Annotated in this window: 16 protein-coding genes and 1 pseudogene; 7 read left to right on the forward strand and 10 right to left on the reverse strand. The window is 58.3% G+C overall.

Annotated features, from left to right (window positions below; translation table 11 throughout):
* Nucleotides 1–104 precede the first annotated feature (104 nt).
* The 6 genes from FE851_RS23325 to FE851_RS23350 all read right to left on the reverse strand — a co-directional run bounded on the left by FE851_RS23325 (nucleotide 105) and on the right by FE851_RS23350 (nucleotide 4965).
* The gene (locus FE851_RS23325; protein ID WP_225900034.1) at nucleotides 105–503 is read right to left on the reverse strand and encodes a hypothetical protein; all 399 of its coding nucleotides are present in this window, start codon (nucleotides 501–503) and stop codon (nucleotides 105–107) included.
* A 10-nt stretch (nucleotides 504–513) separates the two neighbouring features.
* Nucleotides 514–798 (reverse strand): hypothetical protein, encoded by a 285-nt coding sequence (locus FE851_RS23330; RefSeq protein WP_230461513.1) that lies wholly within the window; start codon nucleotides 796–798, stop codon nucleotides 514–516.
* 235 nt (nucleotides 799–1033) lie between these two features.
* Nucleotides 1034–2266, reverse strand: a complete 1233-nt coding sequence (locus FE851_RS23335) for an NAD(P)/FAD-dependent oxidoreductase (protein ID WP_017184790.1) — start codon at nucleotides 2264–2266, stop codon at nucleotides 1034–1036.
* Nucleotides 2267–2372: 106 nt separating this feature from the next.
* Entirely contained in the window at nucleotides 2373–2687 is a 315-nt protein-coding gene (locus FE851_RS23340) for a 2Fe-2S iron-sulfur cluster-binding protein (protein WP_037478039.1), read from the reverse strand.
* Between the two features lie 80 nt (nucleotides 2688–2767).
* The gene (gene nadC, locus FE851_RS23345) at nucleotides 2768–3631 is read right to left on the reverse strand and encodes a carboxylating nicotinate-nucleotide diphosphorylase (protein WP_017184792.1); all 864 of its coding nucleotides are present in this window, start codon (nucleotides 3629–3631) and stop codon (nucleotides 2768–2770) included.
* Nucleotides 3631–4965: a Rieske 2Fe-2S domain-containing protein gene (locus tag FE851_RS23350; RefSeq protein ID WP_017184793.1), complete on the reverse strand. Its 1335-nt coding sequence runs from the start codon at nucleotides 4963–4965 to the stop codon at nucleotides 3631–3633. Before FE851_RS23350 ends, nadC begins: the two co-directional genes overlap by 1 nt.
* A 132-nt stretch (nucleotides 4966–5097) precedes the next feature.
* On the opposite strand from FE851_RS23350, the gene FE851_RS23355 reads away from it, so the two are divergent.
* The 7 genes and pseudogenes from FE851_RS23355 to FE851_RS27390 form a co-directional block, all read left to right on the forward strand.
* Nucleotides 5098–6171 (forward strand): Gfo/Idh/MocA family protein, encoded by a 1074-nt coding sequence (locus FE851_RS23355; protein WP_145206789.1) that lies wholly within the window; start codon nucleotides 5098–5100, stop codon nucleotides 6169–6171.
* Entirely contained in the window at nucleotides 6141–6275 is a 135-nt protein-coding gene (locus tag FE851_RS27055; RefSeq protein ID WP_261371169.1) for a hypothetical protein, read from the forward strand. Before FE851_RS23355 ends, FE851_RS27055 begins: the two co-directional genes overlap by 31 nt.
* Nucleotides 6276–6344: 69 nt before the next feature.
* Complete coding sequence (locus tag FE851_RS23360; RefSeq protein ID WP_043155119.1) at nucleotides 6345–7685, forward strand: IS1380 family transposase; 1341 nt, start codon at nucleotides 6345–6347, stop codon at nucleotides 7683–7685.
* A 301-nt stretch (nucleotides 7686–7986) separates the two neighbouring features.
* A complete protein-coding gene (locus tag FE851_RS23370; RefSeq protein WP_017184795.1) occupies nucleotides 7987–8979 on the forward strand; it encodes a PhnD/SsuA/transferrin family substrate-binding protein in 993 nt (330 codons plus the stop codon).
* A 175-nt stretch (nucleotides 8980–9154) separates the two neighbouring features.
* Entirely contained in the window at nucleotides 9155–9637 is a 483-nt protein-coding gene (locus tag FE851_RS23375) for a MarR family winged helix-turn-helix transcriptional regulator (RefSeq protein WP_017184796.1), read from the forward strand.
* 62 nt (nucleotides 9638–9699) lie between these two features.
* Nucleotides 9700–10740 (forward strand): GTP 3',8-cyclase MoaA, encoded by a 1041-nt coding sequence (moaA, locus tag FE851_RS23380; protein WP_051034329.1) that lies wholly within the window; start codon nucleotides 9700–9702, stop codon nucleotides 10738–10740.
* Between the two features lie 148 nt (nucleotides 10741–10888).
* Nucleotides 10889–11029 (forward strand): annotated as a pseudogene (locus tag FE851_RS27390) (transposase); the annotation flags it as partial.
* A gap of 214 nt (nucleotides 11030–11243) precedes the next feature.
* On the opposite strand, the gene FE851_RS23390 reads toward FE851_RS27390, so the two are convergent.
* The 4 genes from FE851_RS23390 to FE851_RS23405 all read right to left on the reverse strand — a co-directional run bounded on the left by FE851_RS23390 (nucleotide 11244) and on the right by FE851_RS23405 (nucleotide 15508).
* The gene (locus FE851_RS23390; RefSeq protein WP_017184799.1) at nucleotides 11244–12695 is read right to left on the reverse strand and encodes an NAD-dependent succinate-semialdehyde dehydrogenase; all 1452 of its coding nucleotides are present in this window, start codon (nucleotides 12693–12695) and stop codon (nucleotides 11244–11246) included.
* Nucleotides 12696–12869: 174 nt separating this feature from the next.
* Nucleotides 12870–13505, reverse strand: coding sequence for a TetR/AcrR family transcriptional regulator (locus tag FE851_RS23395; protein WP_081095131.1), 636 nt, complete (start codon nucleotides 13503–13505; stop codon nucleotides 12870–12872).
* Nucleotides 13506–13514: 9 nt separating this feature from the next.
* A complete protein-coding gene (locus tag FE851_RS23400; protein ID WP_026002705.1) occupies nucleotides 13515–14531 on the reverse strand; it encodes an aldo/keto reductase in 1017 nt (338 codons plus the stop codon).
* Between the two features lie 35 nt (nucleotides 14532–14566).
* A complete protein-coding gene (locus tag FE851_RS23405; RefSeq protein ID WP_017184802.1) occupies nucleotides 14567–15508 on the reverse strand; it encodes a Gfo/Idh/MocA family oxidoreductase in 942 nt (313 codons plus the stop codon).
* Between the last annotated feature and the right edge of the window lie 4 nt (nucleotides 15509–15512).

The following is a 15512-nucleotide window of genomic DNA, read 5'->3' on the forward strand; positions in this document are numbered from 1 at the left end:
GGCTAATCGGAGTATCAGGTACCGCAAAATTGGAACTTGCCTCATCTGAGATGCACAGATGCCAAAGGTCGGCGTTGCAACGCGATGCAGAAGATGCGTGCGCGTCAGTCCGGGTCCGACCGCAGTAGTACCCGCGCTACGAGGTCGTAGCGCGTCGGGTGTATCCGATCCCGCGTCGGAAAGCGCAGCAGATCGATCGTCTCATCAGCATAGGTCGCAGCGACCGAGTTCACAATGTAGGCATGTTGACGACTGTAAGGAAGAAGCCAAATGACCCGATGGCAGATGGTCCGGATACGGATACTCGTCAGCCTGGCGGCGAGATCAGACCTTGCATCGTCGTTGGATCCGACCGAAAAGACGCATGCGCCGTACTTCTTCGTTGGGAAACGCCATCCAAGTATCTGATGTGCATGCACACGCTCGGCCGCTAGCACATCGCACTGGGGGGCATATTTCGCGTTGATGGCGCGTGCGGTCCCCAGCCCGATGCTGTCGCCCAATATGAGGCACTCAAATACGGACCTGCTCCCCGGCATCGGGAACGTTGCTGTCTTGGTCTTCGATTTGTTGCCGGATTTCCGATACGTCCACCTTGCCGATCAGGTAATCCCCCTCATCCTTGAAAAACGCCTCAATCCGCTTCGTTTCGTCCAGAGGTGGCAAAAGCGAACCGAAGCGGGCCTGCCATTGCTGCTCTACAAAACCCAGGAGTGCCTTCCAGGAAGCCGCCTCGCTTGCGTGGACCTGGAGCATCTTATGACCCTCATGCAGGATGATAAGGACGGAGGCGTGCATGATGCTATCCATCGTAAGCGGCAAATCAGTACGGGCAGGCACGACCTGCCTTTTCGTCGCAAAACATGCAATTCCGGCCACCCGAAATCAAAAATACATATCAACTATGTCTATGTACTGCCAAACTGATTCTAGAAAATACAAGAAAAACCTTCACATGTGTAAAGAGAAAGTTTCAGTTAATTTTGTATATACTCAGAAATTTATCAGAATTGTTATTATAACAACAGTTCTATCAACTCACCAAAAGTGACTTGATAGGAATCTCAGGGTTTGCAAGTACAGATTTATCAGGAGTGGCCTGCGTGATAACGAGTGCCTTACCCTGAACATAGTCCTTCACAGAGTTGACGCAGTCAAGGGCCAGCACCTTACCCTTGCTAAGATATACGAGCGTGAAGCTGCGCGCTGCGCTCTGGCCCCGCACGACGACTTCATCGTATCCCAAGCTAAGCCCGATAGTCTGGAGCTTGAGATCATATTGGTTCGACCAGAACCAGGGAACGGCGTGGTACGGCGCGGCGTCACCAGCAATATGCCTGGCGGCCGTTATGGCCTGGTCATTGGCGTTCTGAACTGACTCCAACCGGATCCGCTGACCGCCAGCAAAGGGGTTGGCATGGATCGCGCAATCGCCGATCGCGTAAATGTTCGGCAACGAAGTCTGACAGAATTCATCGACTTCTACCCCGTTCCCGCTTGCCGCACCCGCCGCGATCAATGGCTCTACGGCCGGAACGATCCCGATGCCGACGACAACCATGTCTGCGGGTAAGACCGAGCCGTCAGACATCCGGACACCCGTTACCCATCCATCATGTCCAATCAGGCAATCCATTTTGGCGTTCAAATGGATCTCAACGCCATGCGCCCGATGTTCAGCCTCATAAAAACGAGAAAGCGGTTCACCAGCGACCCTTGCCAGCACACGATCCATCGCTTCCAGCACCGTCACTTGCTTGCCGAGCTTGGCGAGTACCGCAGCCGCCTCGAGGCCGATATACCCGCCACCGATCACCACGACATTCTGCACTTTCGGCGTCTCGGCCAGCATGCGGTCAGCGTCAGCACGAGTGCGGACGTTGTGGACACCCATGAGATCGCTTCCCGAACAGCTCAAGCGACGAGGCGCACCGCCAGTTGCCCAGATCAGCTTGCCATAGCCAATGCGGCTTCCGTCGGAGAGCACAACATTTTGCTCCGCCGGATCGACGGCCACAACCCGTCGCAGGAGCTGCAACTCGATATCGCGCTCGGCCCAGATTGCCTGAGGTCGAATGAGAATTCTTTCGAAGCTCTTTTCGCCTGAGAAATATTCCTTGGAGAGCGGCGGGCGTTCATATGGCGGATCTGGCTCATCTCCCAGCAGTGCCACACTTCCCGCATATTTATGCTGGCGCAGCGCGAGCGCGGCTTGAGCTCCCCCATGCCCGGCCCCAACAATAAGAACATCGTACCGCTCGCTCATGGGATAGATAGCTTCCTTACAGGATTACATAAGCCGTGCTTTGCTTGTCACGCCGTCGGTTAACGGCAAGAGCCTGATTGAGCTCTCTTTGCGAACTCAAGTGCCCTCAATCTTCCGGCGCAATCGTGATGCAAAGTCCGTCCAGAGCATCAGAGATAGTCAACTGACAGGATAACCGAGATCTTGAGCAACGGTGCTCGGACGAGTCCAGAAGATCGTCCTCATCCGTACTCATGGGTGGCAAGCGATCGAGAAACGCTTCATCGACCTGGATATGGCAGGTTGCGCAGGAGCAACACCCTCCGCACAATGCAAGCAACTCGTCGATGCCTGCGTCGCGGATCGCTTCCAGTAACGTGGTTGCGCCATTCGGTGTGACGGTCACGCGCTCGCCAGTGCGCGTTGTAACGGTAATCTCCATTAGTCCTCTAATTTCCAAATATGCTTTTTGGCAGTCTGCTATCGACTGAAAAACCTCCACGCCGCCTTGGCGCGCAAGGCTCATGGGGAAAGCGCGTAGTCCAATCCGATATCGGCCGCGGGAGCACTTTGGGTGATGCGCCCGACTGATACAAAATCGACGCCAGTCGACGCGATTTCCCTAATCGTATCGAGCCGCACGCCGCCTGACGCTTCGATGGGGACGCGGCCGCCGACAAGGGCGACGGCCTCTTTGAGCTTGGCAGGAGACATGTTGTCGCAAAGCAGACGATCCGCCCCCGCCATCAGCGCAGGCTCGATTTGTTCGATCCCGTCAACCTCGACCTGGACTTCCAGCCCGGTATTGGCGGCTTTCGCAGCCTTGACCGCTTCGACAATGCTGCCAGCGGCGGCGATGTGGTTGTCCTTGATCAGGATACCGTCATCCAGACGCATGCGATGATTCCGCGCCCCGCCCACCTTGGCGGCATATTTCTCGATCGCCCGAAGACCGGGAATTGTCTTGCGCGTATCGAGAAGGACGCAATCCGTACCGGCGATCGCTTCGGCATAAGATCGCGTCACCGTCGCGATGCCGGTCAGGTGCTGGAGCGTATTGAGAGCGGACCTCTCGGCCGCGAGCATGAGCTGCGCGCTTCCCGCAATTCGCATGAGGGGCTGCCCAGCGGCAACATTGTCCCCATCCTGCACCAGGAATTCGATAGCGACCTCGGGGTCGAGCTTACCGAAAAACGCGGCTGCCAGCTGGAGCCCGGCAACCACTATCGGTTGCCGGGCAGCCAGAACGGCGGAAAAGCGCGCGCTGGCGGGGACTGACACACGGCTCGTGACGTCTCCGCTCCCCAGATCCTCACTCAGAACATAATCGACGAAGTTGTCGAGTTGTTGCTGATCCAGGCCCGCGATCAAATCCGACTCACGCATCAGGAAACCGCGTCCGCCAGATCTTCAACTTCTTCCTTGTCGGCGAAGACGCCGGTCAAGCGCCTCTCCTCCTCGGAGACGTTGATCAGCCGCCAGTCATCGCCCTTGGGGACCATGCCCTCGAACGACATGAGCTTCGCCAGTGGCACGCGCGGTTCTACAGCACCCAGTGCCGGCTCGCCTTTCTGAACAGCCTGGGCGGCGCGATACATCTGGGTGCGGAAGGTGAAGATCGCCTTGTCGCTCGAGCCGAGCAGATCCTCGCTGCGGTCGGCGATCGGCCCCATCGATTCCCACATCGCCATGTCCTGACAGGGAATGCCGTAGATGCCGGTAAAGTCGCCGGCTTTCATCAGGGCCCGGTCCTGCAGATAGTTGTTTTCGGCGTTGCGCCGCTTTTTGAAGGTAACGGGCTCGACGTCCTTGCCAATCTCCGCCCCGCAGAACTTGCGCCAGGCATCCTGACTGATGCCCTTCGTCGGATGCCAGGCGATCCAATAGAACATGGTGTTCACATCGTCGATCGGAACCAGCATCTGTGACAGATGATATTGGTCGTTGGACGGGATGTGCACCGTGAACGGAGCCTGGAACAGAGTCATGCGTACATAGTCCTGCTTGTCCGCATCGATGATCGGCTTGCGGATAGCAGCATAACGAAAGCCGAACGGCGTTTTCTGCACTTCAATCTTGGGCGCCTTGTCGGCCGACGGGCGAAGCCACGCGGTGTCCGTAGCCGTCGAGCCGCTTACTTCGGTGGCCGTCGGCATGTTCGATGAATGCAGGCTCGAACTGTGCGCCGAATCGATCGACCCTTCGAGAACCTGCGCCCAGTTGCAGCCGCCATGCATTTTCACGATGCTGATCTTCTCAGCCGGCGCGGCCGACCAGTTCGGCGGGCTGAAAGGGATGACATTTTCCGGGTCACCCATCCACACCCAGACGAAACCAGCAGATTCTACCACCGGATATGCCTTGGTCTTCATCGTGCCGCGTAGCTTTGCATCGACCGGCTCGGAAGACATGTCGACGGCATTGCCGTCCACATCGAATTTCCAGCCATGATAAAGGCAACGCAGGCCGCATTCCTCGTTGCGACCGAAGGCAAGGGAAGCGCGCCGGTGCGGGCACAGCTCGTCGAGCGCACCGATGCGCCCCTCCGTATTGCGGAACACGACCATGTTCTCACCCAGCAAGCGAACACGCAACGGCGTGCCGTCTGGCTCGGCGACGTCCTCGATCATGCAGGCGGGCAACCAGTGCTGCCGCATCAGCTTCCCCATTGGGGCCTCGCCCTCCACACGGCAAAGCAGATCATTTTGTTCCGGAGTCATTAGCTACCCTCCTCATTTTGGCTTGGCACGAAGACGAATCACCCTCAGGATGCGCCCTTGAAATTACTTCTATATCGTAGTAATGGCTTTTTCAAGCCTGATTTTCGGGTTGAAGGGAGCGGCAGGCAAAGAATGGCAAATGCGTTGCGACTAGGAATCATTGGGCTCGGCCGGGGTTTCATGCTCACTCTGCCCGCGCTGAAGGCCGATTCTCGCGTAGCGCTTGCCGGGGCTTTCGACCTGCGCCGCGAAGCTCGGGAACGCTTCGCGGACGAATTCGGCGCGCCGGCGTTCGATACGCTCGACGCGCTCTTGTATTCGCCGGTTATCGATGCGGTTTATATAGCCACCCCGCATGAGTTGCATGCCGAGCAGGCCATCGCCGCTCTGCGGGCTGGAAAGCATGTGCTGGTCGAAAAGCCGATGGCGACAACGCTTGCAGATTGCGCGCGTATAGAGCGCGCCGCCGCCGATGCCGGCAAGGTGCTCGTGGTCGGACCCAGCCACGGCTTCGATGCACCCGTACAGGCTGCCGCGCAATTGGTTGCCTCAGGCAGGTTCGGTGCCGTGCGGATGGTCACGGCGCTCAACTTCACCGATTTCATGTTCCGGCCCAGGCGTCCGGAAGAACTGGATAGCGCCCGTGGCGGCGGCGTCGTCTACAGCCAAGCGGCGCACCAGATCGATGTCGTGCGCCGCCTTGTCGGGCAGCCCGTTTCATCTGTTCGCGCCGTCGCCGCCAACTGGGATAGCAGCCGCCCGAGCGAAGGCGCCTATACGGCGCTGGTGACATTTGAAGCCGGTGCTGCAGCGTCGCTGACCTATAGCGGATATGCGCATTATGACAGCGACGAACTGGTGGGGTGGATAGCGGAGCTTGGCTATGACAAGGACCCGGATCGCTACGGCGAGGCGCGTAAGAGGCTTGCGACGCTATCATCGCAGGATGAAATCGAAGCCAAACTGAAGCGCACATACGGCGTCCCGGCTGTCGCTGCCGACACGCCAGCGCCGCATCATGAGCATTTCGGTTTCATCATCGTCAGCTGCGACCGCGCGGACCTGAAACTGTCGCCCAAGGGGCTCTCAATTTATGGGGACACCGAACGCGATTTCCAGCCGATCGAGCCCCCTGCCCTGCCGCGCAAGGAAGTCATCGACGAGTTTGTCGGCGGTTGCCTAGCCCTGTCTCTTATACACATCTAGATGTGTATAAGAGACAGGCCCTGCCGCGCAAGGAAGTCATCGACGAGTTTGTCGGCGGTTGCCTAGCCCGTATAATTCATCGGGGGTTGGCGGATGTAGCGTAAGCATCTGATTTAACGTATGATTTGGTTGTCTAATCCGATCAACGTCATTTCAAGAAAGCTACACCCGCCATGGACGATCCTACGCTGCCGCTACCTGGTCTGTCACCTGTTTCGGGCAAGCGGTTGGACGTCAGATTTGACGGCGGTCTGCTATCGTCAGACGGCGGGATTTTGCTGTTGCGCGAGGTGGAGCAGCGCCTTGGCGTTGCGGATCGCATGGCGGCCTGCATCAAAGATCCCCGCGCGCCGGATCTGATCACCCACAGCCTTACCGACATTATCCGCTTCCGGCTGATGATGATTGCGGCGGGTTACGAGGATGGCAATGACGCCTCCAGTCTGCGCGTCGACCCGATGTTCAAGCTGGCCCTTGATCTGGCACCTTCGGATCGCGCGCTATGTTCGCAGCCGACGATCTCGCGACTGGAGAACCTGCCTGATACGCGTGCGTTGCTGGGCATGGGCCGGGCGATGGTTGATCTGTATTGCGATTCCTTCCGCACCGTGCCCAAGCGTATTGTCCTCGACATTGATGACACATTCGATGCCGTGCATGGCGGCCAGCAGTTGCGATTATTCAATGCCCATCATGACGAATATGGCTTCCAACCCATCGTCGTGTTCGATGGCGAGGGCCGCTTCATCACTGCCGTGCTACGCCCGGCCAAACGACCCGGCGGCAAGGAAATCAGGGCTTTCCTGCGCCGCCTGATGCGTGCAATCCGCGCCAACTGGCCAAGAACGCAGATCATGCTGCGCGGCGACAGTCATTATTGCTGTCCCGAGGTCATCGACTGGTGCCGGGCGGGCGGACACGACTTCATCCTGGGCGTCGCGCCGACCTCGACATTGCGCCGCCATGTCACCGATCTCGAAACCAGCACCAAAGCGCGCTTCGAGGCCGCAACCGACGATGGCAAGGTGCGCCGCTTCAAGGCATTCCACGACGGCGCTAAAAGCTGGAGCCGCGTCGAGCGGATCATCGCCCGCGTCGAAGTCGGCGATCAGGGGGCCGACACCCGCTTCGTCGTCACCAATCTCAAAAAGGGCTCGCCCCGCTGGCTCTACGAGCAGGTCTATTGCCGGCGGGGGCAGGCGGAAAATCACATCAAGTCGTGGAAAACCCATCTCGCCGCAGACCGTACATCCTGCACAAAGGCCACGGCCAACCAGTTGCGGCTGTTCCTTCATGCCGGTGCCTACTGGCTTATGTGGGGTCTGCGCACCGCCATGCCGAAACGCTCAATATGGCGCACTGTCCAGTTCGATACCTTGCGCCTGCACCTCATCAAGATCGCTGCCCGTGTCGTCGAAATGAAGACCTTGATCCGCGTCCAATGGCCCACCGCCTGTCCCAACCAGCAGATCGTCCGGGTCGCCCTCGATCGTATCCCTCGCCTCGTTACCTGAACAACGGGCCTGGCCCCAAAAACCAAACCCGTCCCTTCAACCCGCAAGCCTCAACATACCCGACCTTCGGCTCATCCCCGGGAGTGATGCACCGCGCCTGCCTCCAACCAAAAACCGAAATCCTGACGCCCGATCAACAACGCGATGAATTATACGGGCTAGGCATTCGCCGCCCGATCCATGACGGGCGCTGGGGACTTGATACCATGGCCTGTTGCGTCGCGCTCCTCGAATCGAGCCGACGCAATACGGACGTAGCGCCCAACCAACTTCTCGACACTCTATCGGAGAAACCGTGACAATGACCAGACTGAGCCTTTCCCTCGCCTGTTGGGGCTATGACCGCACCGAAGCCCTCCAGACGGGCGCGGTCCGGCCCGACGGCATCGACCTCAACTTTCAGGTTCTGGATGTCGAGGAAACCTTCTTCCGCATGCTGCGCAATCGAGAATTCGATGTCGCTGAACTGTCGATGTCGTCCTATTGCGTGACCCTGGGCCGCGAGAATCCTGGCTTCATCGCCATTCCCGTCTTTCCTTCGCGCTTCTTCCGCCACTCCTGCATTTTCGTCTCCGCCAAAAGCGGCATCGAAAAGCCCGAGGATCTCGTCGGCAAGCGGATCGGCGTGCCTGAATATCAGATGACGGCTCCGGTCTGGATCCGCGGCATCCTGCAGGACGAGTATGGCATTGATCCTGCGTCGGTCACCTACGTCACGGGTGGTGAAGAGGAGCCGGGGCGCGAGGAGAAGCTGAAGCTCAATCTACCCGACAAGTTCAAGGTCGAGCCGATCGGACCCACCCAGACCTTGAAGCGCATGCTGGCGGATGGAGAGATCGATGCGCTGCATACTGCGCGGGCGCCGTCGACCTTCTATTCGGAGCCGGGCAAGGTTCGGCGCCTCTTCCCCAATTTTGTGGACGTTGAAAAAGCCTATTTCGCGAAGACAGGAATCTTCCCGATCATGCATGTCGTGGCCATCCGGCGAGACGTGTATGAGAAGAATCGATGGATTGCTCAGGCGCTTTACAAGGCATTCGTAGAAGCCCAGCGGTTGAGCTATGAACAATTGTTGGTGTCGGCATCGCTGAAAACGATGTTGCCATGGCAGATCGCCGCAGTGGAGGACACTATTGCTACGATGGGCAGGGAATGGTGGCCCTATGGCATCGAAAAGAACCGCCACGTCATCGAGACATTCACGCGTTACCATCACGAGCAGGGCCTGTCGCCCCGCCAGCTCACCATAGAAGAGATGTTCGCGCCCGAGACTTTCGCCGAGTTCCGCATCTAAGAAACCATCCTGCACGAGGCCAGTCTACTGCTCACATGATGGTCCTCGGGACACGTTTAATATCCCGAGGACCATCATAGGAATATGGGTTTCGGGTGCCGGGTACGGTTTTGCGATGCGTTCGTGCGGCGTCTGTGCGAGTGGAGGATCGGTTGAACCCGTCAGGAGTGAACAGATGTCGAAGCACGCCCCCAAACTCGATCCGGAACTGAGTTTGGGCTATCAGGTTCGGCGCTGCCACCGACGGTTCGATCGGCTCTTGAGTGCCTATTTGGCCAAGCACGAACTCAAAACCGGTTTCTGGTACTATCTTCGTGTCCTATGGCTCAGGGACGGGGTGACCCAAAAATATCTGAGCGACATGACTAACGTCACCGAAAATACGACGGTCGCCATGATAAACGCCATGCTTCGGCAAGGGCTGGTGCAACGCGCCAAGGACAAGGATGATCGTCGAAAATTGCGGATTACTCTTACAGATCATGGCCGTGCGCTCGAAAAGGAGCTGATGCAATACGCGATCGACATCAACAAGGTCGCTGTTGCTGGCATCGAGCCGCGCGAAGTTGAAATCTGTCGATCGGTCCTCGAGCGCATATCAGCCAATCTCGCTGCCGAATTTGATAGGCTGCCTGCGAAGCCTGCTGACGAAGGATGACTCCTCCACATCATCCCTGGATCAGGGGCAACAGGCCATGAACAGGGAGGGACGTGTGCGCCATGGCTGAACGGGAAGGCCTCACGGCCACTCCAACTCCCGATAGAGGGAAGCCTTGGCGCAGCCTGACCGACCGTTTCGGCCGAACGATCACTTATGTCCGCCTGTCCGTCACCGATCGGTGCGACCTGCGCTGCCGTTATTGCATGGCCGAGCGCATGGAGTTCCTGCCGCGCCAGGACCTCCTCACCCTGGAGGAACTGGCGGAACTGGCCGATGCCCTGATCGCGCGAGGTGTGCGACGCATCCGCCTGACCGGTGGCGAGCCTCTGGTCCGTCGCGGCATCGTCGGGTTGGTGGAGGCGATCGGCCAACACATCGGCAACGGCCTTGATGAGCTGACGATGACAACCAACGCTACCCAGCTCGCCACAGTCGCGCGCGACCTCCATCGATATGGCATTCGCAGACTCAACATCAGCCTCGACAGCCTCGACCACGAGCGCTTCCGGGCGATCACCCGGCGCGGCGACCTGGACCAGGTGTTGGCCGGGATCGCCGCCGCGCAAGACGCGGGCCTCGCCGTGAAGATCAACATGGTTGCGCTCAAGGCGCTCAACGAAGATGAAATCGGAACAATGGTTGGCTGGTGCGGCGAACGGGGATTCGATCTCTCGCTGATCGAGACGATGCCGTTGGGTGCGGTGGAAGAAGACCGGACCAATCATTATCTGCCCCTCGACCTCGTGAAACGTCGGCTGGCGCGCGAATATGTCCTGATTCCGTCGCTCCACCGAACCGGCGGACCGGCGCGCTATTATGACGTTGCCGAAACCAGTCGGCGGATAGGCTTCATTACGCCCCTCACCGACAATTTCTGCGCCGGCTGCAACCGCATCCGCATATCGGCTACTGGCACCATTTTTGGTTGTCTCGGCCGCGACCAGCGCATCGAACTGCGCGATGCGATGCGTGTTGGTGGCCGGGATGCGATCGACGCGGCGCTGGATGCCGTAATGACCGCCAAGCCACTCCGCCACGAGTTCGACATTGCGCGATCACAGCCGGCTGTCGAACGCCATATGAACGTCACTGGCGGTTGAGCGCCTCCATGATCTTTTGTTCGCCGACGCAGTATGGCCGTTACTTTTTGCGCGGCTGGTCGATTGATTTTCATAAAATTGGTCTGCCTTGAGAAAATTGGTCCATTTCTGAAGAGAGCCCGAGCGGGCGAAAGGAATGGAGAAATATATGGGACGTCAGCGATTTACGCCGGAACAGATCATCGCGAAGCTGCGTGAGGTTGATGTGATTGTCGGGCGAGGCGGGACCACCGACGAGGCCTGTCGTCAGATCGGGATTGCCGAACAGACGCTATATAGGTGGCGTAAGGCGACAGCCGCTGCTTCATATTCGTTGATAATGTCGGTCTTCTTCGCCATGATAAGCTCGTACGCACTACGTTGTTCGACTGTCGCACGAGCTTAATCGCGCGGTCGATTCAGCTACCGTAGTAACGGCCTGTCATCAACAGCCAGCGCGTTCGTTTTTTGCCGTTTCTCTTTGACAATCCAGTTCTAAAGAAACGCTTGGAATCGGATGCGTCCTAACCGATCTGATGACAGACGAATTTCAAATTGAGATACTCATCGATCCCATATCGTGATCCTTCCCGCCCGAGACCGGATTCCTTCACCCCACCGAAAGGCGCGACCTCCGTCGAAATCAGGCCGGTGTTGAGCCCAACCATCCCATATTCAAGAGCCTCACTCACCTTCCAACTGCGCTCAAGGGATTGCGTGTATACATAAGCCGCCAAGCCGCTGTCCGTGGCATTCGCCAAATTGATCGCCTCATCCTCTGTCTGGAAACGGACGAGGCCGGCAAGGGGGCCAAAGGTTTCCTCCCGACATAGGAGAGCATCCGGCGAAACATCTACGAGAACGGTCGGCTCGAAGAAATGGCCTGCCCCGGGCACTCGTCGCCCTCCGGTCAATATCCTGGCACCATGTTTGACGCCGTCTTCGATATGGCTTTCGACCTTTGCAACGGCACGTTCATCGATCAATGGCCCCTGATCCGCGCCGGTCGAAAGACCCGGCCCGACGGCAAGCGCGCGAACACGTGCCGCCAGCTGCCGGGAAAAGGCTTCATAAACGCCGGATTGGACCAGAATGCGATTTGTGCAGACGCAGGTCTGACCTGAATTCCGGAACTTTGATGCTATTGCGCCTTCAACCGCATCGTCGAGTTTCGCATCATCAAAGACAATGAACGGCGCGTTTCCACCCAATTCGAGGGAAACCTTCTTCACGGTGCTCATACAACGGGCGGCGAGCATCTTGCCAACGCCTGTCGAACCAGTGAAGGTGAACTTGCGAACGCGCTTGTCAGCCGTCAGCACATCGCCGATCGGCGCGGGCTGACCGGTCACGATATTGAAAACTCCCGCCGGCACTCCGGCCTGGTCGGCCAGCCACGCCAAAGCGAGCGCTGAAAGCGGCGTCAATTCCGACGGCTTCAGCACCATGGTACAGCCGGCAGCCAGAGCTGGCGCTGCCTTTCGGGTGATCATGGCGAGCGGAAAATTCCAGGGTGTTACAGCGCCTACCACACCCACGGGTTCGCGTCGCACCAGGAGACGGTGGTCGGCCGCATGAGGTGCTAAGACATCTCCGTTCACACGCTTCGCCTCCTCCGCGAACCATTCGATGAACGATGCCGCATACACCACCTCGGCCTTGGCCTCGTGCAACGGTTTGCCTTGCTCGGCCGTCAGAAGGCGCGCCAGATCATCCGTATGGACGAGCACCAGATCATACCAGCGCCGCAAAATCGCGGCCCGCTGCTTGCCTGTAGCTTTTCGCCAATCGGTCAAGGCACGATAGGCCGCGTCGACGGCACCTTCGGCCTCGCGATACCCGAGATCCGGGACCGAGCCGACCAAGGAGCTGTCTGCCGGATTCAAGACGTCGATTCGCGCTTCGCCGTCGATCCATGCGCCATCGACAAAAGCTTGCGCCCGGAGCAGTTTTGGCTCCGCAAGGCTAAGATTCACGTTTGCTATTTCCCTGAAATCCAGTTTGGCATTCCCTAACAAATCCGGCCGATGGATGCCTTCGCGGTATGGACACTCTCATTTGATGAGAAGCCATCCATTCTGATAGCTGATGCATGTAAACGCCCGACGATACTCGCGGAATCTTGATTGCGCGAAACCAGATGAGAAGCGTTAGTCCGGCGTGATAGCGACCAGTTTCGAGACACGCACCGCGCTTCGAGGGCGTCGCGCACCGCTCATCAAGGCATCGTCTGCGATCGCATGGATGCTATAATAGATCAGCGTTGATAGCGCGTGGGGATCATCCACACACCATGCGCCCTCCAGCGTTCCTTGTGAAAGCAGATCGCTGATATAGCCCACAAGCCCGTCGTTCACGGCCACGGATCTGAGCGGCGTATCCCCACTGAAGAAGATCACATCCCGCAACTCGGGCGTGTCCAGATAACTTTCCACCGCCGTCTCGACCAGAAGATCGATCCGCGTGAAAAAATCGTCGGATTCGCAAAGACTGATCCTGCTTTTGACACGGTTCAATATCATGTTGCAGAAGTTGTCCCGAAGTGCCGCACGCAATTCGGTCTTACTTGAAAAATAATGGTAAAGTGTGCCCTTAGCGAGGCCAGTTTCAACGCAAACGTCATCCATCGTCGTCGCGTCATAGCCTCGCTCAACAAACAATCGCCTCGCCGCTTCCAGAATTTCGACGCGCCGAAGCTGAGCCTTCCTCGGACCGGGCGGGGCACCGGCCGGCCGGCGAACTGCGGCCGCGACCCTGCGTCGCCGGTCCCGAACGACCCGTTTCACCTGAACAGTCTAGCTGGCAAGCGGCTCACCCTCCCAAATCTCGGTACCAATTTGCGATTGGGCTTCCTTTGAATAACGAGGTCCCGAAACGGCGCCAAAAGCGAAAAGGGCGTCCACTTGGTCAAACACGACCTCGGAGATGGTCAACGACAGGGTATCCAGAATTTCATCGAGATGATCAATGTTCGTGGTCCCGGGGATCGGAACGACGAAGTCGCGCTTTGAAAGCAGCCAGGCGAGGCAGAGCTGCGCCGGAGTGCAATCTGCAGCCCGGGCCAACCCAGCCATCTGATCATAAAGCCCGAGGTTCCGCGTCAAATGAGGTTCCTGGAACCGCGGCATCGCGGCTCTCAGGTCGCCTTGCTGGAAACCTGCCGTACCCACACTTCCCGCCAACAAGCCGCGAGCCAGAGGCGAGAAGGCGATAAAGCCAATCCCGAGCTCCTCGCAGCAATCGAGTACGGCAAGTTCCACATTGCGCGTCCAGGGCGAATATTCGGTCTGGACAGCTGTCACCGGATGGATCGCATGTACCGCGCGGATCGTTTCTGCCGATACTTCCGACAAACCGATCGTGCGAATTTTTCCTGCCTCCACTGCCCGCGACAGGGCGCCGACCGACTCTTCCATCGGTACCTTCGGATCGAGGCGGTGAAGATAGTAGAGGTCGATGACATCGGTCCTCAATCGTATCAATGCTTCATCCAATGTCTGCGTGATCGCCGCCGCCGAACCGTCGAGACCGCGTTTTCCATTGATCTCGCCAAGCGCGCATTTGCTGGCAAGGACGAAATCCTTGCGGCGATGTCCCAAGGCACGCCCGATCAGCGTCTCATTTGCTCCGAACCCGTAGAGAGCAGCCGTATCGAAGAACGTGACGCCTCTATCCAACGCATGTAACAGTAGCCGTTCAGCTGCTTCAGCCTCGGGACGCGGCTGATACCCATGCGAAAGGTTCATGCAGCCAAGACCAATTGCTGACACGGAAAACGGGCCTAAAGCGCGCTTTGGAAGGGTCGCGGTCATACTATGCTCTTCCTGCCTGTGGTAGCGCGAAGGGATCAGCGGACAAGCTGCGCTTCCAGTTCGCCAAGCACGCGATAGCAATCGAATACGCCGGCGACTGAGGAATTGGGCTCGCGACCCTCGCGGATGGCCGCGACGAACTCACGATCCTGTAACTCGATGCCGTTCATCGACACATCCACCTGGGAAACGTCGATCGGCTCCTCCTTGCCGTTCACCAGGTCGTCGTAGCGCGCGATGTAGGTGCCGTTATCGCAGATATACCGGAAATAAGTGCCGAGCGGTCCGTCATTATTGAACGACAGCGAAAGGGTGCAGATAGCGCCGGTTTCGCTCTTCAATTGGATCGACATATCCATCGCGATCCCAAGTTCCGCATGGATTGGCCCCTGCAGCGCATGTGCCTCGACGATCTTTCCGGCCTGATAGGCGAAAAGGTCCACCGTATGCGCGGCATGATGCCACAGCAGATGGTCCGTCCAGCTACGCGGCTCACCCTTCGCGTTGATGTTCTTGCGGCGAAAAAAATAGGTCTGGACGTCCATCTGCTGGACGTTCAGTTCTCCGGCCCGGATCTTGTTGTGCACATATTGGTGCGACGGATTGAACCGACGGGTGTGGCCCACCATGCAGACCAGACCCGTTTCCTTCTGCTTGGCCAGGACCGCTTGCGCGTCTGCCCAGCTGTCCGCCAGCGGAATCTCTACCTCGACATGCTTGCCTGCCTCCATGCAGGCAATAGCTTGCTTAGCGTGCATCTGCGTAGGCGTGCATAGAATGACCGCATCGACGTCGTCGCGGGCAAGCGTTTCATCGAGTTCTGTAGTGACGTGGCCGACACCGTATTTCTCGGCTATCGCCCGGGTCGGCTCCAGCTCGCGGCCGACCAGCGAAGTGACGGTCACGCCATCGATGTTCTTGAGGCCATCCAGGTGCTTCTCGCCAAAGGCGCCCGCACCAGCCAGTGCAATCCGCATATGT

Origin of the sequence: Sphingobium sp. B2 (assembly GCF_007693735.1) — a bacterium.
Classification (GTDB): domain Bacteria; phylum Pseudomonadota; class Alphaproteobacteria; order Sphingomonadales; family Sphingomonadaceae; genus Sphingobium; species Sphingobium xenophagum.